Annotated in this window: 16 protein-coding genes; 9 read left to right on the forward strand and 7 right to left on the reverse strand. The window is 57.0% G+C overall.

Features of this window, described 5'->3' with window-relative positions; genetic code table 11:
- Genes ACR0LL_RS01735 through ACR0LL_RS01745 form a run of 3 tightly spaced genes read right to left on the reverse strand, consistent with a single transcriptional unit; the run spans nt 1 to nt 2,274 of the window.
- Nucleotides 1-918, reverse strand: coding sequence for a flavin reductase family protein (locus tag ACR0LL_RS01735; protein WP_480583371.1), 918 nt, complete (start codon nt 916-918; stop codon nt 1-3).
- Complete coding sequence (locus ACR0LL_RS01740) at nt 915-1,703, reverse strand: alpha/beta fold hydrolase (protein ID WP_480583374.1); 789 nt, start codon at nt 1,701-1,703, stop codon at nt 915-917. The genes ACR0LL_RS01735 and ACR0LL_RS01740 overlap by 4 nt, the downstream gene beginning before the upstream one ends.
- The gene (locus ACR0LL_RS01745; protein WP_209504371.1) at nt 1,675-2,274 is read right to left on the reverse strand and encodes an amino acid synthesis family protein; all 600 of its coding nucleotides are present in this window, start codon (nt 2,272-2,274) and stop codon (nt 1,675-1,677) included. Before ACR0LL_RS01745 ends, ACR0LL_RS01740 begins: the two co-directional genes overlap by 29 nt.
- A 107-nt stretch (nt 2,275-2,381) precedes the next feature.
- On the opposite strand from ACR0LL_RS01745, the gene ACR0LL_RS01750 reads away from it, so the two are divergent.
- The 9 genes from ACR0LL_RS01750 to ACR0LL_RS01790 all read left to right on the forward strand — a co-directional run bounded on the left by ACR0LL_RS01750 (nt 2,382) and on the right by ACR0LL_RS01790 (nt 12,593).
- Nucleotides 2,382-3,254 (forward strand): LysR family transcriptional regulator, encoded by an 873-nt coding sequence (locus tag ACR0LL_RS01750; protein ID WP_480583377.1) that lies wholly within the window; start codon nt 2,382-2,384, stop codon nt 3,252-3,254.
- A 69-nt stretch (nt 3,255-3,323) separates the two neighbouring features.
- Entirely contained in the window at nt 3,324-4,367 is a 1,044-nt protein-coding gene (locus ACR0LL_RS01755) for a pyridoxal-phosphate dependent enzyme (RefSeq protein ID WP_480583380.1), read from the forward strand.
- Nucleotides 4,364-5,509, forward strand: coding sequence for a M24 family metallopeptidase (locus ACR0LL_RS01760; protein ID WP_480583382.1), 1,146 nt, complete (start codon nt 4,364-4,366; stop codon nt 5,507-5,509). The genes ACR0LL_RS01755 and ACR0LL_RS01760 overlap by 4 nt, the downstream gene beginning before the upstream one ends.
- Nucleotides 5,506-6,216, forward strand: a complete 711-nt coding sequence (locus tag ACR0LL_RS01765) for a maleate cis-trans isomerase family protein (RefSeq protein WP_480583385.1) — start codon at nt 5,506-5,508, stop codon at nt 6,214-6,216. The genes ACR0LL_RS01760 and ACR0LL_RS01765 overlap by 4 nt, the downstream gene beginning before the upstream one ends.
- Before the next feature lie 136 nt (nt 6,217-6,352).
- Nucleotides 6,353-7,453 (forward strand): ABC transporter ATP-binding protein, encoded by a 1,101-nt coding sequence (locus ACR0LL_RS01770; protein WP_480486135.1) that lies wholly within the window; start codon nt 6,353-6,355, stop codon nt 7,451-7,453.
- A 103-nt stretch (nt 7,454-7,556) separates the two neighbouring features.
- Nucleotides 7,557-8,648: an extracellular solute-binding protein gene (locus ACR0LL_RS01775; protein ID WP_480583388.1), complete on the forward strand. Its 1,092-nt coding sequence runs from the start codon at nt 7,557-7,559 to the stop codon at nt 8,646-8,648.
- 70 nt (nt 8,649-8,718) lie between these two features.
- Nucleotides 8,719-9,993 (forward strand): ABC transporter permease, encoded by a 1,275-nt coding sequence (locus tag ACR0LL_RS01780; protein WP_480583390.1) that lies wholly within the window; start codon nt 8,719-8,721, stop codon nt 9,991-9,993.
- 5 nt (nt 9,994-9,998) lie between these two features.
- Complete coding sequence (locus tag ACR0LL_RS01785) at nt 9,999-11,210, forward strand: ABC transporter permease (protein ID WP_480583392.1); 1,212 nt, start codon at nt 9,999-10,001, stop codon at nt 11,208-11,210.
- 162 nt (nt 11,211-11,372) lie between these two features.
- Entirely contained in the window at nt 11,373-12,593 is a 1,221-nt protein-coding gene (locus ACR0LL_RS01790) for an aminopeptidase P family protein (RefSeq protein WP_480583395.1), read from the forward strand.
- 30 nt (nt 12,594-12,623) lie between these two features.
- On the opposite strand, the gene speB is transcribed toward ACR0LL_RS01790, so the two are convergent.
- The 4 genes from speB to ACR0LL_RS01810 form a co-directional block, all read right to left on the reverse strand.
- Nucleotides 12,624-13,601 (reverse strand): agmatinase, encoded by a 978-nt coding sequence (gene speB, locus ACR0LL_RS01795; RefSeq protein ID WP_480583398.1) that lies wholly within the window; start codon nt 13,599-13,601, stop codon nt 12,624-12,626.
- Nucleotides 13,602-13,890: 289 nt separating this feature from the next.
- Nucleotides 13,891-15,180, reverse strand: a complete 1,290-nt coding sequence (locus tag ACR0LL_RS01800) for a flavin-dependent oxidoreductase (protein ID WP_480583401.1) — start codon at nt 15,178-15,180, stop codon at nt 13,891-13,893.
- A gap of 69 nt (nt 15,181-15,249) precedes the next feature.
- Nucleotides 15,250-16,779: an acyl-CoA dehydrogenase family protein gene (locus ACR0LL_RS01805; protein ID WP_480583403.1), complete on the reverse strand. Its 1,530-nt coding sequence runs from the start codon at nt 16,777-16,779 to the stop codon at nt 15,250-15,252.
- 118 nt (nt 16,780-16,897) lie between these two features.
- On the reverse strand, nt 16,898-17,773 hold the full coding sequence (locus ACR0LL_RS01810; RefSeq protein ID WP_480583405.1) for an amidohydrolase family protein: 876 nt from the start codon (nt 17,771-17,773) through the stop codon (nt 16,898-16,900).
- Nucleotides 17,774-17,775: the final 2 nt, after the last annotated feature.

Below are 17,775 nucleotides of genomic sequence, written 5' to 3' on the forward strand. Positions count from 1 at the left end.
TCAGGTCCTTTCCGACAGGCTGTGCACATCGCCCCGCTGGGCGTCACCCAGATAAAGCGAGAAATTGCGGGTTCGGCTTTCCAGCGCAAAACGAGCCATCATTGTGGCGATGGGTGCTGACGCGTATGGCAGGGTCGCCAGGTCTTTGATTGCGATCGCCTGAAAAGTGCCATGCCGGGGCAGGGGCGGCGCAGACGCAAGAATGTAAACATGATGCGTGTTGGCATCGTCATAGACGGAATACGCAACCCCAAGGCGCGCATCGACACCTTTAGCCGTCAGGTTTTGCACAAGGCTGTTTCGCAAATCTTGCCGATCTGACAGCGTGACTTGCGGCGGACGGAAACCGGCTTCTGTTTTCTCCAGCAAGACGTGCCCGTCCTGTTCGATGATTGCGCCGCAGACCACGTTTCGCCCGGATGGTTCCAGCGCGCCACGCTCCAGCCCGAGGCTGAAATACTGCCCGTTCGCATAGCCAAGCCCGGGGGCATCGTCCTGAGAATACGTTTCGACCTGACCGATCAAAACGCAATGGTCCCCGGCTTCGACAACCTGATGAGTACGGCAGGAAAACGTTGCGACTGCCCCTCTGATCAAAGGGACGTCGTGCGTATCAAAGCAGTGATCGACTTTGGCAAATCGATCACCTTTGAACCCGGCAAACGTATTGGATACATCTTCCTGCCCCTCGGCCAGAATGTTCACCGCGAAACGGGCGCAGGTTGCGAATTCGTAATAAGAAGACAGGTTTTTTCCCGGACAAACCAAAAGCAGCGGCGGGTCGAGAGAAACCGAAGTGAAGGAATTGGCCGTAAAGCCGAGTGGATTGCCTGCGTCATCGCGCGTCGTCACAACCGTCACACCGGTCATGAACCGTCCAAAAGCACGACGAAGGTCACGAGGATCAAGAGCGGTCATTGGCGCAGCTCACTCAGAAAGCTGGAAATGGCGGCGTTGACCTGAGGTGCGTGCGTCATTGGCATCATATGTGCAGCGCCTTCAATGATTTGCGCGCGTCCGTTCATCGCGGTGTCCGCCATGGCGCGTGACATCTCCGGGGTCGAATTGGGCTCAAGGTTGCCGGTTAGAAAAAGCGCCGGGCAGCTTAGTTTCTCCAACGCGTCGCGTCGGGGGCACTGGCTGTGGGCGAAGACGGAGTAGGCCGTTTTATACGCAGCCGGGTCCATCGCCGTCAGCCATCTACGGCAGGCATCGCGCTCGGCCGAGGTGACGTCTCCGAACCATCGATGCAATGTGCTGGTGGGATCAGCGATCGTTTTGTCATCCAGCAGCGCCGCACGGTCGCGCACGGCCTGTGCCGCATTCGCGTCTCTCTCAAAAACCGCGTTCAATGCGACGACCCCACAAACCCGGTCTGACGCTTTGGCGGCAAGATCAAGCGCGATCATGGCCCCCATCGAGTGGCCCACCAAAACGACCGGACCACTCAGGCAGTCCAGAACACCCAGTGCCGCTTCGGTGTACGCCAACAACCCCAACCTCATGTCAGCCAAAGGGCTGTTTCCATGACCGGGCATGTCCGGAGCGGTTATGCAACCTTCAGAAGCCAGCCCGTCCAATTGTGCGCCCCAGGCTTCAGCCCGCAAGCCAACACCATGCAACAGAAGTATATTCTGACCCGAACCAGTCTGGATTGCCGCCAGCCCGCCGATCTCAGACCGCGGCCGGGTTGTCCAAGTCATGGCCCAAATCCTTAAGATCCTGATAACGGTCACCGATACGGTGGTGCGGTCTGCCCGAGGTTGCTGCGCCTAATACGACCACAACTTCGTCATCGCGCGGTGCGTCAGAAATCGAGAACTGAATTGTCAGGTAGTGCGACCTCCGCCCAGCGTCGTTCTTATCCATCAACGGCACCATGATCGGCGCATTTGCCGGACCACGTGTATTGGTGAACGCCAGATAGGATTTCGCGCCGACGGCCTCTCGGTAGTGATTACCAAATCGCAAGGTGTGAATAAGGCCCGAAGCGTGCTCGACCTCACCATTCAGCCCGACCACAGCGGCTTTGCCATAGGCTTCGATTGCCTCTCCACTCCCGGCCAGTTTGATCATGCGTTTCGTCATCATCTCACCCAGAACAGGGCCATAGGCTTGTATCTCGGGTTTAAGGTCTTCCACAAACCGTCCTGCCCAGGGGTTGTGAACCACTGCGGCCACGGCAAACATGCGCCATGGGGTTTTGGCGGCTCGGAAGCCCTCGACAAGGACCTCCTCATCGTAGGTGACAATCTTACGTATTTCCGGTTGCATCAAAGCTCTCCTGTCGCGCTCGCAAACGTTAAAAACGGACAGGGTTTTTGACAAATGATTGAATTATGTGCTTTGTCATTAAAAAGATTAATGGACAGCTTGACCAAATGGGTAAATCTCTTCCACCACTGACCTGGTTCCGATCCTTCGAGGCGGCGGCACGAACGCTTAGCTTTACGGCGGCTGCCGAAGAGATTGGGTTGACGCAATCGGCGGTCAGTCAGCAGGTGAAATCGCTCGAAATGCGTTTGGGAACAGCTCTTTTTGTGAGGCAGCCCAGAAGCTTGGCGCTGACGGATGCGGGGCGTAAACTATTGCCCGAGGTTGGCAGCGCGCTTGAAGCGCTTGCCGCGGCTGCCGGGCGCGTGGACGCCAGTGCCTCCGGAGACATCTTGACTGTCGCCACGTCTGTTAGCATCGCCCATTGGGTTATTGCCCCATACCTGTCAGATTTTACCAGACGCCATCCTGAAGTTCGCGTTCGGCTTCTCAGTGCGATCTGGCCCGATGATTTCCACGCGTCTCACGCTGATGTTCAGGTTCGGTTCGGGTCAAAGAAACAGGTAGGGCATGGCGCTGTCCGACTGATACCTGACCGGTTGGTTGCTGTGAAATCCCCGGCAGTCGCAGGAGACGTGTTTGACCTGCCGCTGATCGAGGCTGTCGGGACATCAAGTGGGTGGGGCACATGGTTTGAAAAACAGGACTTGCGCCGCCAACCCGGTGTTTTTGTCGATACATTTGGGATGGCCCTGCAACTGGCCGTTCATGGTAGCGGTGTCGCCTTGGTCAGCGAATTACTGACGACCCATGCGATTGCCGCGGGTCTGGTCGTACGCGTGCATGAATGTTCGGTGGACAGCAACGAAGGGTACTACCTTTCGTCCAACGCTGCCAATCCGGCTGCCCGGTTGTTTCACGACTGGCTGTTGGCGTTGGTTGCAGAACAGGCCTCGAATGCCGTCAACGTCCCTGATTGACGTCAGACGTTGGTTGACAGTGTTCCACCGATGGGATCACGTCAACGGGCCTAAACTCAGGGGAGAAGTATGCAGGTCATCACCAATCCACATCGGGCGGGCCAAAAGCTTGCACCGTCTGCGCCGTATCCTTCTACAAACGCTGCCCGTGTTGCAGATTTGCTTTCTCAGTGCCCTGTCGCGAAAGAAACGCCGTTGGTGGATGTTGGGAAACTGGCCTCTGTAGCCCAGCTTTGGGTGAAGGATGAGCGGGCGCGGATGAACCTTGGTTCGTTCAAAGCTTTAGGGGCGGCCTATGTAATTGCGCGTCATGCGGCCGAGAGGACAGGTGAGCCGGGTGAACAAACTCTGGCAGGCGCAACCTATGTGACCGCCAGCGCCGGGAACCACGGCATGAGTGTAGCGGCGGGTGCCAGAATTTTCGGTGCGAAGGCCGTCGTCTACATTGCTGAAACTGTGCCCGAAACCTTTTCGGAACGTCTGAAAGGCCAAAAAGCCGAAGTTGTTCGAAGTGGTGCTGACTATGCCGCCAGCATGGAGGCCGCGAGAATGGCTGCCGACGAAAACGGTTGGATATTGCTATCGGACAGTTCGTGGGAAGGATATTATGACCTGCCATGGACGCTTATGGAAGGCTATCTGCAAATGGCGGCAGAGGCTGTCAGGCAGTGTCCCGATGTTCCGACGCACATTCTGTTGCAGGCAGGCGTGGGCGGGCTGGCCGGTGCCGTTGCTGCCTATGCACGACACATCTGGGGCGACGCACCGAAGATCGTTGTGGTTGAACCCGAAGCGGCACCCGCGTTGCAGGCCAGCATAGCCGCCGGAAGATGTGTTTTTGCGGATGGCCCAGACAGCATCATGGGGCGTCTGGACTGCAAGGAACCATCGTTGATCGCGTTAAACGGATTGGCTCGCGACGCAGACCTGTTCCTGACCCTGTCAGACGACGATGTGGCGGCAAAGCTTGACGCGATGGCAAAGGCCGGGCTGGCCACCACGGCGTCCGGCGGGGCAGGCCTTGCGGCAGTGATGAACGAAACCGCGCGGAAAGCCATAGGGATCGACGAACACTCACGCGTTTTGTGCTTTCTGTCGGAGATCGCGGAATGAGGGGGTTCGATCAGGCAGAATTCGAGGCGCGTACCAAACGCGCGCAGGAGCTGATGCGAGCCGCGGATTTATCGGCGCTGCTGCTGACGACAGAAACTGATGTGCGCTACTTTACCGGCTATCTGACCCGATTTTGGGAAAGCCCAACCCGGCCATGGTTTCTGGTCGTGCCTGCCACGGGCAAACCGGTGGCCGTGATCCCTTCGATCGGGGCCGCGCTCATGGAGCAGACCTGGATCGATGACATCCGAACCTGGAGTGCGCCCGACTTGCAGGACGACGGTATCTCGCTTCTGGCCGACGTCCTGGCCGAACTGACACCCGTTTCGGGCAATATCGGGGTGCCGGATGGTCATGAGACACATGTGCGGATGCCTATGGCGGACATTGAACGCTTGCGCGGCGCTCTCGGTTCGCGTCGCATTACCGGTGATCAGGGAATCCTGCGCCGGTTGCGCATGATCAAATCCGAGGCTGAAATTGCGAAGATCCAAACAGCCTGCGATATCGCTGGACGCGCGTTCGCCCGCGTGCCCGAGGTTGCCCGCGCAGGAGTGCCTTTGGACATGGTTTTTCGCCGGTTCCAGATGCTCTGCCTTGAGGAAGGGGCCGATTGGGTGCCGTATCTTGCAGGCGGGGCAGAGCAGGGCGGCTACAGTGATGTAATATCACCTGCAACTTCGGCGCCGTTGGAACCTGGCGACGTACTTATGCTGGATACAGGTCTGGTTTGGGATGGCTACTTCTGTGATTTTGATCGCAATTGGTCCGTCGGCCCAGCCCGACCCGAGGTGAGATCAGCGCACGCCAGACTGGTAGAAGCCTCGGATGCCGCGCTCGAGATCGCACGGCCCGGTGCTACTGCCTCGGATTTGTTTCATGCCATGAACACGGTTCTGACCAAAGAGGCCGAAGGCACAGATGCGGGGCGGTTGGGTCATGGGTTGGGGATGTCACTGACAGAGTGGCCGTCCCTTATCCCGGCAGACCAGACCGTGCTGGAACCCGGCATGGTTTTGACGTTGGAGCCGGGCATCGCCGTTGGTACAAAAATACTTGTCCATGAAGAAAACATTGTCATCACCGAAGGCACCCCACGTTTTCTAAGCCCACGCATCGGGCCAGAGGTGATCGAGATATGACCCGGATCCATTACGCTCTTGATGAAGACGATCCCAAGTCCACCCCGCTTGGTCTGATCGTGTTGCAGACAGATGAAACGTTGGAGCCCGAATTCAGCTCGTATTTTTCGGACCGCAAGTATCCAATCTACGTGACGCGAATTCCCAGCGGGATCGAGGTGACGACGGAAAGCCTTGCGGAAATGGAGAAGGCGCTGCCGGCCGCCGCCGGATTGCTGCCCAGCGCGCGACCTTATCGCGTTGTCGGGTACGGGTGCACGTCTGCAAGCTCGGTTATCGGGTCCGACCGCGTGGCAGAACTTGTTAAGCAGACATGCCAGACCGCCGAGGTTACAAACCCTTTGCGTGCGGCTACGGCCTATGCGCGGCACCTGGGCGTTTCGAAATTCGCGCTGCTGTCGCCCTATATTGAAGAGGTAAACCTTCCCCTGCGCCGGGCCTTTGCCCAAGGCGGAGTGGAGATGGATGTTTTTGGGACATTCGGGGAATCAGAAGAGGCCAAAGTTGTTCGGATTTCGGTGCAATCCGTCATTGACGCTGCCACAAAACTGGGCTCGGACCCGTCGGTTGATGCGGTTTTTCTAAGTTGCACAAACCTTCGCACGCAACAGGCTATTCCCGAGATTTGCGCGCGTATCGGCAAGCCGGTTCTGTCCAGTAATCAAAGTCTTGCGTGGCATATGCGTGCTCTGAACGAAGCCGGGTGAGCTGTTAAATCCCGATATTGTGTAACAAAATCAGGATTCACTGTTGCAATGTGAACATCGCTTGGTCTTAACTAACGGCTACAGATCAATGAAATCCGCAGAAGACGGATAATCATTTGACGTAACAGGGGGTCTTGTGGCCGATACAATGAACGACGCCGCGTTTGTCGAATTCCAACGCGTACAGAAGTCTTATGACGGCGAGAACCTCGTCGTAAAAGACTTAAACCTTGCAATGCCCAAAGGTGAGTTTCTGACAATGCTTGGGCCGTCAGGCTCGGGCAAGACGACTTGCCTTATGATGCTCGCCGGATTTGAAACCGCCACGCACGGTGAAATCCTCCTGGGCGGCAAGCCCATCAACAATATCCCGCCGCACAAGCGCGGTATTGGCATGGTTTTTCAGAACTACGCGTTGTTCCCGCATATGACGGTAGCCGAAAACCTGTCGTTTCCACTGGAAGTCCGTAAGTTGGGCAAGTCGGAGCGGGATGAAAAGGTCAAGCGCGCACTAGATATGGTTCAGATGGGCGCCTTTGGTGGCCGACGTCCTGCTCAGCTGTCGGGCGGGCAGCAACAGCGGATTGCTTTGGCTCGTGCCTTGGTATTCGAACCCGAACTGGTCTTGATGGATGAGCCATTGGGGGCATTGGACAAGCAGCTGCGTGAACATATGCAGTTCGAAATCACGCGTCTGGCCCATGAGCTTGGGATCACAACAGTCTACGTGACCCACGACCAGACCGAAGCGCTGACCATGTCAGATCGGGTGGCTGTATTTGATGACGGCCGCATTCAACAGCTGGCGCCGCCTGATCAGCTTTACGAAGAGCCGGAAAACAGTTTTGTCGCGCAATTCATCGGTGAAAACAACACTTTGGAAGGTGTTGTTAAATCAATTGACGGCGACACTTGCGTCGTACGTCTGGATGATGGCTCGGAAATCGACGCGGTTCCGATCAACGTCCACAGCGCAGGCGACCGGACCAAAGTTTCGATCCGCCCTGAACGTGTGGAATTCAACAAAGACCGACTGCATGCTGACGCGCATACTTTGAAAGCAAGGGTCGAAGAGTTCATTTACATGGGCGACGTATTCCGGTTCCGCATGTCCGTTGCCGGAAACAACGAATTCATCGCCAAAACTCGAAATGCGCCTGACGCCGTACGCCTGACCCCGGGTCAAGAGATTGAGATCGGCTGGCTGGCACAGGATTGTCGTGCGCTCGACGCATAGACCAAACCGCGCGGGACAAGCGCGGTTAAGCTGAGGGACCGGCCGGTGAAAACCCGTGCATCGGCTGACCACCACATAAAACGGGATGAACTGGGAGTAACACATGAAACCAACCAAGATCATGCTCACTGCGGCTGCGATTGCGACGGCTGCGGGCACTGTTTCAGCCGAGGAGATGACTATCGTCTCCTGGGGCGGTGCCTATTCAAAGTCGCAGTTGAAGGCGTATCACGAGCCCTATTCGGAAAAGACCGGCATCACCATTCTGAACGATGACAGCTCCGCCGAAGCCGTTGCCAAACTGCGCGCAATGAACGAAGCGGGCAACATCACATGGGATGTGGTAGATGTTGTAGCCGCTGACGCGATCCGTCTTTGCGACGAAGGTCTGGCGCTTGAGATCGATTTCGACAGCCAATTGGCCGCAGCTCCGGATGGCACGCCCGCCTCTGAGGATTTCGGCGACCTGCTGGTCAGCGACTGCTTTATCCCGCAGATCGTCTATTCGACCACATTCGGCTACCGCACTGATCTGGTCGGTGACACCCCGCCGACCGACATCTGCGCAGTGTTCGACCTGGAAACCTATCCGGGCAAACGTTCGCTGGAGAAGCGTCCGATCAACAACATGGAATGGGCGCTGCTATGTGATGGTGTCGCCAAGGATGATGTCTATGACGTTCTAGCGACTTCGGAAGGTCAGGATCAGGCCTTGGCCAAGCTGGACACCATAAAAGACAGCGTTGTCTGGTGGTCTGCTGGTGCGGACACGCCACAACTGCTGGCTGACGGCGAAGTCATCATGGGTTCGACCTATAACGGCCGTCTGTTCAGCGTGATTGAAGAGCAGAAACAGCCAGTTGCAATGTTGTGGGACGCGCAGGTGTTCGATCTGGATGGCTGGATCATTCCTGCCGGTCTGAGCGATGAGCGCAAGCAGCGCGCGCTGGACTATATCATGTTCGCAACCGACACTCAGCGTCTGGCGGATCAGGCCAAGTACATCTCGTACGGTCCGGCCCGCGCCTCGTCGGCTCCGCTGGTAGGTCAGCACGCCGATCTGGGGATTGATATGGCCCCGCATATGCCGACCGATCCGGAAAACGCCAAGAACACGTTCTTGTATAACTACGAGTTCTGGGCGGATTACCGTGATGACATCGACGCCAAATTCCAGGCGTGGCTGGCGCAATAAGCGTCTGATTTCATGACACAGTCGGGGGCGGTGCGCCGCCCCTGAACCAAGACAGATCCAAGGGGCTCCAATGACTGACGCAAGCCAAAACGCCGGACCCATGCTGGCAGCGGATGGAACACCGCTCAAGCTATCGCTGGCACGCTCGTTGCGGCGGCAAAAGCTGCGTGCCTTGCTGTTGATCGCTCCTTTGCTTCTGTTCGTTCTGTTTTCCTTTATTGTTCCAATAGCTGCGATGCTATTCCGTTCAGTAGAAAACAACATCGTCTCTGATACTCTACCTCTTACCGTCGAGGCGCTTCAAAACTGGGATGAACAGTCTGGAGATTTGCCGGGCGAGGGCGTGTATGATGCCTTTGTGCGGGATATGATTGTTGCGATTGACAATAAAGAGCACACACGCCTTGGTTCGCGTTTGAACTACGAAGAAACCGGTATGTCTTCGATGTTCCGCAAGTCAGGTCGTCAGATCAAGAAACTGGATCCTGAAACGGATGGTCCGTTTAAAGAGCAACTAATAGATATTCACGACGGATGGGGCGATACACAAACGTGGCGCGTGATCAAAACCCATTCGCCGAAGATCACCAACGGGTATTTTCTGAATGCGGTAGATATGCGCAGAACCCCCGACGGCGCGCAGGCACAACCCGAAGACAAGCAAATCCTTGTTAAGCTGTTCGGTCGAACGCTGTTTATGTCTCTGGTAATAACGGGTGCCTGTATCCTGCTGGCTTATCCGGTCAGCTATTTGCTGGCGACGTTGCCGATGCGTGTCTCAAATCTGCTGATGATCCTTGTGCTTCTGCCGTTCTGGACGTCACTGTTGGTGCGGACGTCGGCGTGGAAGGTGATGCTGCAACAACAGGGCGTGATCAACGAAACGCTGGTCTGGCTGGGGTTGGTGGCTGACGATGCGCGACTGGTGATCATCAATAACCAGATCGGTACGATCACCGCAATGACGCATATCCTGCTGCCATTCATGATCCTGCCCATGTATTCGGTGATGCAGACCATTCCAGAATCCTACACACGTGCCGCGAAATCCATGGGTGCGACCAACTGGACAACGTTCTGGCGCATCTACTTCCCTCAATCCATTCCGGGTATCGGCGCGGGTTCAATACTCGTATTCATTTTGGCGATCGGCTACTACATCACACCTGAAATCGTGGGCGGTACCAAAGGTGTCTTCATCTCGAACCGGATCGCCTATCACATCTCATCCTCACTGAACTGGGGACTGGCGGCGGCGCTGGGAACGATACTTCTGGCGGTCGTTCTGCTGCTCTACTGGGTCTACGACAAGATCGTGGGCATTGATAACGTGAAGCTGGGATAATCGACATGGCCGCACTTACTCCGATATCCCGTAAACCTATGTCGATGGTTCTGCCCAGCGTTGCATTGGCCGGAGCATTCGCTGGTATCTTTGTCGGCGCCGGAAACGGCTCGGTCCTGCTAGGGATCGTGGGCGGTGCCATCGTGATTGCCGGACTGGCATGGCTTTACATCAACATTCTAAAGAATGAGCAGTTGGCCCGCTGGATCAATATCCTCGGCTTTGGCATCGCGGGCTTTTTGATGTCCGGCCCAATGGGGGGAGTACTTGGCCTGTTGGGGGGCTGGTTCTTCGCCTGGTTTACTTATTGGTTGTACGAAGGGCGATACCGGCGCAAGCTGTTGCCGTACCTGACCGCGCAGCAGGTGTTTTACCACTACCTGTTCCGGGTGATCTGCGGTGCGATCTTCGTCTTCCTGATCACACCGATCCTTGTGGTCTTGCCGCTGTCGTTCAACGCACAGGACTTTTTTACCTTCACGCCCGAGATGTTGCGGCTTGACCCTGAAGGGTATTCACTAAAGCACTACCGTGATTTCTTTACCAACAATGAATGGCAACGCAGCTTCAAGAACTCGCTGATCATTGCCCCGATTGCCACAATCATCTCGGTTTCGCTTGGTACTTTGGCTGCCATTGGCCTCAGCCAGAGCCACGTCCCCGGCCGCCGTGCTATCATGGGAATCCTGATTTCGCCGATGATCGTTCCGCTGATCATTTCGGCCACTGGCATGTTCTTTTTCTACAGCGATATCGGTCGGTTCCTTGAAGGCACGCTGGGTATGAACAAGAACTTTGTGGGTTATCTGAAAGTCATCCTGGCGCACGCCGTTCTGGGTATCCCGTTCGTGATCATCACTGTGACCGCCACGCTTGTGAGCTTTGATCGTTCACTGACGCGTGCGGCTGCCAACATGGGGGCAGGGCCGGTGCGGACCTTCTTCAAGATCCAGATGCCGCTGATCCTGCCGGGTGTGATTTCGGGTGGTCTGTTCGCCTTCATCACCTCTTTCGACGAAGTTGTGGTGGTTCTGTTCGTTGGCTCTGCCAGTCAGAAGACTTTGCCGTGGCAGATGTTCACCGGCCTGCGAGAACAGATCAGCCCAACCATTCTGGCGGTTGCGACGATCCTTGTGGTTCTGTCGATTGCGTTGCTGACCACGGTCGAGTTGCTGCGTCGTCGGTCCGAACGTTTGCGGGGGCTTTCACCCGCTTGACGGAGCATTCTGTCTGATCTAACGATTCTCGTGTTCATCTCCGCTGCGATGGCGTCGCGGCGTTTAAGGGGATGATCGGCTCTCGGACCCCGAGACCGCCTGTCCTGAACGCCGGGACATGTGGCCGGGATTTGTCGCCCGGCAAAGATGAGAGACCAAGTGATGACCGACACAACAAAACGCCCCGAATTCTTTACCTGTCACAATGGTGACAAAGCGCCTTTGCCGTTCAGCAAGGGTGAGTATGATCGCCGTCTCAGCAGGCTTCGCAGCATTATGGCCGCACGTGATATTCCTGCGGTTCTGCTGACATCAATGCAAAATATCGCCTACTACTCGGGCTTTCTGTATTGTTCCTTTGGCCGTCCGTATGGCTGCGTGGTCACCCAAGAGGCCTGCACCACCGTTTCGGCCAACATCGACGCCGGGCAACCGTGGCGCCGGTCAGTCGAAGACAACGTGATTTATACTGACTGGAAGCGCGACAACTATTGGCGTGCGGTTGCAAGTCTGATCGGCAACGCCAAGCGGATCGGCATTGAAGGCGACCACATGACGCTGGCCGCCCGCGACACCGCCCTGCGGATGCTGGGTACCCCCGAGCTGGTTGACATCGCGCCGGATACAATGACCGCGCGCATGGTCAAATCCGCTGAAGAGATTGAATTGATCAAGGGTGGGGCTCGCACCGCGGATGTTGGCGGGGCGGCGATCCATGCCGCCATCCGTGAAGGCGCAACTGAGATCGAGATTGCCATGGCGGGCCGTGACGCAATGGAAGAGGAAATCGCGCGCGCTTATCCAGACGCCGAATATCGCGACACCTGGGTTTGGTTCCAGTCCGGGCTGAACACCGATGGCGCACATAACCCGGTTACAAAACGCGCTCTGCAAAAAGGCGATATCCTGTCGCTGAACACTTTCCCGATGATCTCGGGCTATTACACCGCGCTGGAACGTACCCTGTTTCTGGGCGAGCCGGACGCTGACAGCCTGCGCCTTTGGAAGGCCAATGTGGCGGCCCATGAACTGGGCCTGAGCCTGATCAAACCCGGTGCGACCTGTTCAGGCATCACCGCCGAGATCAACCGTTTCTTTGCCGATGAGGGGCTGCTGCAATACCGCTCGTTCGGGTATGGCCACTCGTTCGGCGTTCTCAGCCACTATTACGGGCGTGAGGCGGGTCTGGAACTGCGCGAGGATATCGACACCGTGCTGGAACCTGGCATGGTCGTTTCAATCGAGCCCATGCTGTGGATCCCCGAAGGGCAACCCGGTGCAGGGGGCTACCGCGAGCATGATATTCTGGTGGTGGGCGAAGACGGGGCCGAGAACATCACCGGCTTCCCATATGGGCCCGGCCACAACATCATCGGTGCCTGATACAAAGAAGGGGGAGCAAACGCTCCCCCTTCATTTTTCGCGACCGGCGCGTTCGTGAAAGATAAAACCCAGGAAATTCAACAATAGCTGCGCGGCCAAAATCTGCGTGCTTTCGCTGGGGTCATAGGCTGGTGCCACTTCGACAAGGTCGATGCCGACGACATTGCCGCGTTTAGCGAGGCCCTGAAGGATTTCCAGAACGTCATAATACAAAAATCCCCCATGGCTTGGCGTCCCAGTCCCCGCCGCGATAGAGGGGCAAAAGGCGTCGATATCTATTGTCACATAGTACCGAGCACCTTCAGGAATGCGTTCAAGAACGCCCCCGGTTCCCAGCTTTCTCACCTGACGCACGGACAGGATGTCTGATCCACGTGCGCGTGCGTCCTCGTATCCTTCCTTGGCGGTTGACGAGACGTTCCGAATGCCCAACTGGGTCATCCCCGAGACATAGTCTTTCTCGATCGCCCGTCGCATGGGGTTGCCGTGGCCATTGGTGACACCGTGACGCTCGTCCACGAAATCCAGATGCGCATCGATTTGAACCACGTGGATCGGGCCATTTTGTGCACAATCATATTCAAACGCGGAAATGCAGGGAATGTTGACAGAGTGATCGCCGCCGATCACAAGCGGCAGCGCCCCGGCGAACAGAATTTTGCGAACACCATAGGCGATGTTTTCGTGGCTGACCTCGGTCTTTGTGTGGACGATATCTGCATCCCCCAAATCCACGATACGCACGGAACTGTCCAGATAGGTTGCATCGTCTTCGTGGTCATATGCTCCAGCATGTCCAAAACTGAACAGGGTCGAAGCTTCGCGCACGGCCCGAGGGCCGAACCTTGCCCCGGCGCGCCATTGCGTGCCGAAATCAAAGGGGGCACCTAGGACACAAACATCCGCATCAATATTATCCCAATCCTCGACATACGGAGATTTTCCAAAGGTCGATATTCCAACGAAAGGTAGGTTCAGTCGTCCTGACGCATATCCATGATCCTGCATATTCAATCCTTTCAATGGCCCTGTCGCCTTGCGTGCAATTGAACATGAGAAGGCGGTGCAATGAAATTAATTTTCTTCGATCAAACCATGTCTGGCGTTCAGACAGGTCTGATCCGGTACATTCTTTCCGTTTAGCTGTTGGTCGTTTCGCCACAAACGAAAATTCAGAGGGGCAAGCTGCGGTACCGCAAAATCGTTCACGGCAGCGAGTGATTTTGCGGGCGATACACAGGCCCGGCGAAACGCTGTTGTCATAGGCGCAGGTGTTCTATTTCCGACGGCTCATACATTACACCTGCCACACAAGTTGCGAGCCGGGCGCAATCGTTGGCGGTGCACTGTTCAGGGCATCACGCGCGAAACCGGCGGCAGCTTTGTATTTGGCCATGAAACTGGCCCTTTCAGCCAAGGGAATGACCGTTTCAATATCGTCGAACACACCGGCACAGCGGTCGTTGACCAAGTTCAACAGGCCAAAAGGCCCGGCACCCCGATTGCGAAGGACAAGGTCTGACACCGGCCCGCACAGCGTGTCATCATAAGCCGCCAGCGCGGTTGGACCCACGCCATGCTTGAGCAAGCTGGCCCCCAAAACGCGGGCGTCCATGATCGCTTGGCTGGCCCCATTCGAACCGGTGGGGTACATCGGATGGGCGGCGTCTCCGATCAAGGCAACCGGCCCGTCAACCCACGTTTCAACCGGATCGCGGTCGATCATCGGGTTTTCATATGTCACATCCGCACCGCGGATCAGAGCTGGAACATCCAGCCAGTCATAGGTCCAGCCGTCAAAATGGTGCGCAAAATCCTTGGCCTCAACCTGCCGGAACCATCCGGTTGCCGCATGCGCGGCCGGGTCATCGTGGGTGACTTCGGCAATCCAGTTTATCAGCGCCAAGCCGGTTTCGGGGTCGGGGTGCGAGATCGGGTAGATCACCATTCGTTTCTTATGCGTACCCAGTCCGACAAAGGAGGAACCCGTGCGCACAGGCTTTGCCAATGTTGTGCCGCGCCACATGACGGCGCCTCCCCAGTGGATCGGAGGTTGGCTTGGATGCATTTGGGCGCGGATGGCTGAATGGATACCGTCGGCGCCGATCAGAATGGCACCGGTTTCGCGGATAGCCCCCTCGTCAGTTTGCAGCCGCACTGTAACCGTCCCGTCCGCATTGATCTGGTACCCAGTGGCCCGAGCGCCAAGGCGTACGGCATCCGGGCCTGCGCGTTCGACAAACCGCTTGTAAAGCGCCATGTGAAACGCGCCGCGATGCACCGCGTATTGCGGCCAGTTGTAACCGGCAAAAGTTCCGCGCGGTTCCGAGTAAATCTCGTGCCCGTTCAGCCCGACAAGCGCCCATTCCTGCGCAGGGACGCCAAACCCATCCAGGTCCTGAGCCTTGAAACCCAGATCGTACAACTCACGCACGGCGTTGGGTTGCAGGTTTATCCCGACACCCAGCGGGCGCGGGTGCCGAACGCTTTCAAAGACGGTGCAGTCGATGCCAATCTGATGCAGTGTCAGCGCCAGCGACAACCCGGCAATACCACCGCCCGCGATCAGCACTTTTGGATCTGTCATGTTGCCTGCCTTTCTGTCCGACTGGCGATGGGTATTGGTTGTCGATAATCGGTGCGTGTGGATCAAGCCTCAACCGCAAATGCGTTTGATCCGTTCCGGGGATGGGTGGAGGCTCGCGGCGTTGCGCAGCCGCGCCCGCAAGCAGATCAGAGCGGTATCAATCGTCGTTTGCATGAACCCATGCGCCATCGCCGCGCTGTCACCCTGCTTCAGCTTTCTGCGAGCGGATTGCCAAGTGTCCAGTGCGTCCGAAATAGCATTGCATGTCCAATGCTCGGCTTCTTGTGCAACAAATTCGGCAAAGGCGTCGCCCGCAGGCCCTGCGGCCAGACGTGTTGCCAGCATACGCGCGTGTATGCCGTTGGCCCCTTCGTAAATCGAGGTAATACGGGCATCACGATAGGTCTGCTCCAGCCGGTATTCGCGCAAATAGCCATAGCCGCCCAGTACCTGCATACCCATTTCGGCGGCCTCGATACCGGCGTCGGTGCAATAGACCTTGGCAACCGGGGTCAGAAAATCGACCAGGTCAGGCGATGTACCCCGTTCCATGGTGACAAATGCAAGATGTGCAAGACTGCGGCTACTGATTGCCAGCCAGTCGATTTGATCCAGCATGCGGCGGATGTCGGCATGTTGATCCAGTGTTGCCGGTCGACCGTCGGCATTGCGTCCCTGCACCCTTTCACTGGCATAAGTACTGGCAATGTCATAGGCCCGCGCGGCGTGCGCGACACCCTGTAGGGCGACATCAAGCCGGGCGTGGTTCATCATGGTGAACATGGCCATCAGACCTTCACCCTCGGCCCCGATCAATTCGGCTTTGGCCCCATCAAATGCCAGCTGGCACGTGGGCGAGGCATGCAGGCCCATCTTTTCCTCGATGCGCGTTACGGTAGCGTGGTTGCGGCTGCCGTCAGTGCAGGAGCTGGGGCATAGAAACAGCGATAAACCTCTGACGCCGTCATCGGACGTGCGCGCAAGCACAAGATGCAGGATGTGATCGCTCATGTCCTGGTCACCGCCAGAGATAAAGATTTTTTCGCCCGTGATCCTCCAGCCATCCTCGGCAGGTTCCGCCCGGCAGCGCACGCGTGAAAGGTCAGATCCGGCCCCAGGTTCGGTCAGGCACATGGTGGCCAGAGTTTCACCCGAGGCCAGAGACGGAATGTACCGGTATTGCTGATCCTCTGTGCCAAAGCGCATCAAGGTACGCACCGCGCCCGGAACCAACCCCGTAACCATCTGAAGGCTGTGGTTTGCGCCCGAAAACACCTCGGAGGTAATTGCCAGCATCAGGGCACCAAGCCCTTGACCGCCATATTCTTCAGGCACGGTGAGAGAGGGCCAGCCCTGTTCCGAATACGTGGCATAAACTTGGGCAAAGCCGTCGGGCATGGATACGCGACCGTTTTCCAGCGTGCATCCCTGCCTGTCTCCCGGCTCGTCCAGCGGGGCAATTTCACCTTGTGCGAAGGCGGCAAAATGTTCGCCGATCTCACCAGCCAGGTCAGCGTCCCAGTCTGGAAGCTCGGTAGCCCGGGCTACGTGGTTCAACGTGAATAAGATGTCCGCAAGCGGGGCTTCGAATGGCTTCATGGTCATATCACCCGACAGTTAGCGATTCCGACGGCCACGACGCGGCCCGGTTCTGGCGGTTTGGCACTGTCGAAGCTCAAAGTGACTGGGTAGGGACGCGATGGGGCGGGGGGCAGCATCACGGGATCAGTCCCAGCAGGCGCGCGGCATTGCCTTTGATGATGTCCGGGCGCAGTTCGTCCTTGATATTGATCTTCTCGAAATCCGACAGCCAGCGTTCAGGAGTGATCATTGGCCAGTCGGACCCAAACAGGACCTTTTTCCTGAGGATCGAGTTGCAGTATTTCACCAGAATCTCGGGGAAATACTTTGGTGACCAACCGGACAGGTCGATATAGACGTTGGGCTTGTGTTGTGCCACGGACAGAGCCTCTTCCTGCCAGGGAAATGACGGATGGGCGAGGATGATCTTCATATCCGGAAAATCGACGGCGACGTCATCCATGAACATCGGGTTCGAGTATTTAAGCCGCATTCCGTTACCGCCGCGCATGCCCGAACCGACACCGGTCTGGCCTGTGTGAAACAGGGCGATGCAGCCTTCCTCGGCGATTGCCTCGTATAGTTCATAAGCCATACGGTCATTGGGGTAGAACCCCTGCATCGTCGGATGAAACTTGAACCCTTTGATACCAAATTCACGGATCAGGCGGCGCGCCTCGCGTGCGCCCATCTTGCCCTTGTGCGGATCGATTGACGCAAACGGGATGAGCACATCGTCATTTTCCGCCGCCAAAGCGGCAACTTCTTCGTTCTTGTAGCGCCGATAGCCGGTTTCCCGCTCGGCATCGACCGGGAAGATCACCGCGGCTATGTTTTGCTCGCGATAGTGCTGTGCAGTTTCGGGAACCGTAGGCGGGTGGCTCCACGGAGCGCCAAAGTAATTGGCCATGGTTGCCTGCAGGTCGTCATAGCCATCATCCGAGTGGCACCCGCAGGGTTCTTCAGCGTGGGTGTGAATGTCGATTGCGCGAACCTTGGTGATATCGACCATCT

Source organism: Ruegeria sp. AI2, assembly GCF_056541275.1.

What these genes read in the sequence shown, in the direction of transcription:
- ACR0LL_RS01735 (WP_480583371.1), bottom strand. Translation starts at nt 918, where the DNA reads ATGACCGCTCTTGATCCTCGTGACCTTCGTCGTGCTTTTGGACGGTTC.
- ACR0LL_RS01740 (WP_480583374.1), bottom strand. Translation starts at nt 1,703, where the DNA reads ATGACTTGGACAACCCGGCCGCGGTCTGAGATCGGCGGGCTGGCGGCA.
- ACR0LL_RS01745 (WP_209504371.1), bottom strand. Translation starts at nt 2,274, where the DNA reads ATGCAACCGGAAATACGTAAGATTGTCACCTACGATGAGGAGGTCCTT.
- ACR0LL_RS01750 (WP_480583377.1), top strand. Translation starts at nt 2,382, where the DNA reads ATGGGTAAATCTCTTCCACCACTGACCTGGTTCCGATCCTTCGAGGCG.
- ACR0LL_RS01755 (WP_480583380.1), top strand. Translation starts at nt 3,324, where the DNA reads ATGCAGGTCATCACCAATCCACATCGGGCGGGCCAAAAGCTTGCACCG.
- ACR0LL_RS01760 (WP_480583382.1), top strand. Translation starts at nt 4,364, where the DNA reads ATGAGGGGGTTCGATCAGGCAGAATTCGAGGCGCGTACCAAACGCGCG.
- ACR0LL_RS01765 (WP_480583385.1), top strand. Translation starts at nt 5,506, where the DNA reads ATGACCCGGATCCATTACGCTCTTGATGAAGACGATCCCAAGTCCACC.
- ACR0LL_RS01775 (WP_480583388.1), top strand. Translation starts at nt 7,557, where the DNA reads ATGAAACCAACCAAGATCATGCTCACTGCGGCTGCGATTGCGACGGCT.
- ACR0LL_RS01780 (WP_480583390.1), top strand. Translation starts at nt 8,719, where the DNA reads ATGACTGACGCAAGCCAAAACGCCGGACCCATGCTGGCAGCGGATGGA.
- ACR0LL_RS01785 (WP_480583392.1), top strand. Translation starts at nt 9,999, where the DNA reads ATGGCCGCACTTACTCCGATATCCCGTAAACCTATGTCGATGGTTCTG.
- ACR0LL_RS01790 (WP_480583395.1), top strand. Translation starts at nt 11,373, where the DNA reads ATGACCGACACAACAAAACGCCCCGAATTCTTTACCTGTCACAATGGT.
- speB (WP_480583398.1), bottom strand. Translation starts at nt 13,601, where the DNA reads ATGCAGGATCATGGATATGCGTCAGGACGACTGAACCTACCTTTCGTT.
- ACR0LL_RS01800 (WP_480583401.1), bottom strand. Translation starts at nt 15,180, where the DNA reads ATGACAGATCCAAAAGTGCTGATCGCGGGCGGTGGTATTGCCGGGTTG.
- ACR0LL_RS01805 (WP_480583403.1), bottom strand. Translation starts at nt 16,779, where the DNA reads ATGAAGCCATTCGAAGCCCCGCTTGCGGACATCTTATTCACGTTGAAC.
- ACR0LL_RS01810 (WP_480583405.1), bottom strand. Translation starts at nt 17,773, where the DNA reads ATGGTCGATATCACCAAGGTTCGCGCAATCGACATTCACACCCACGCT.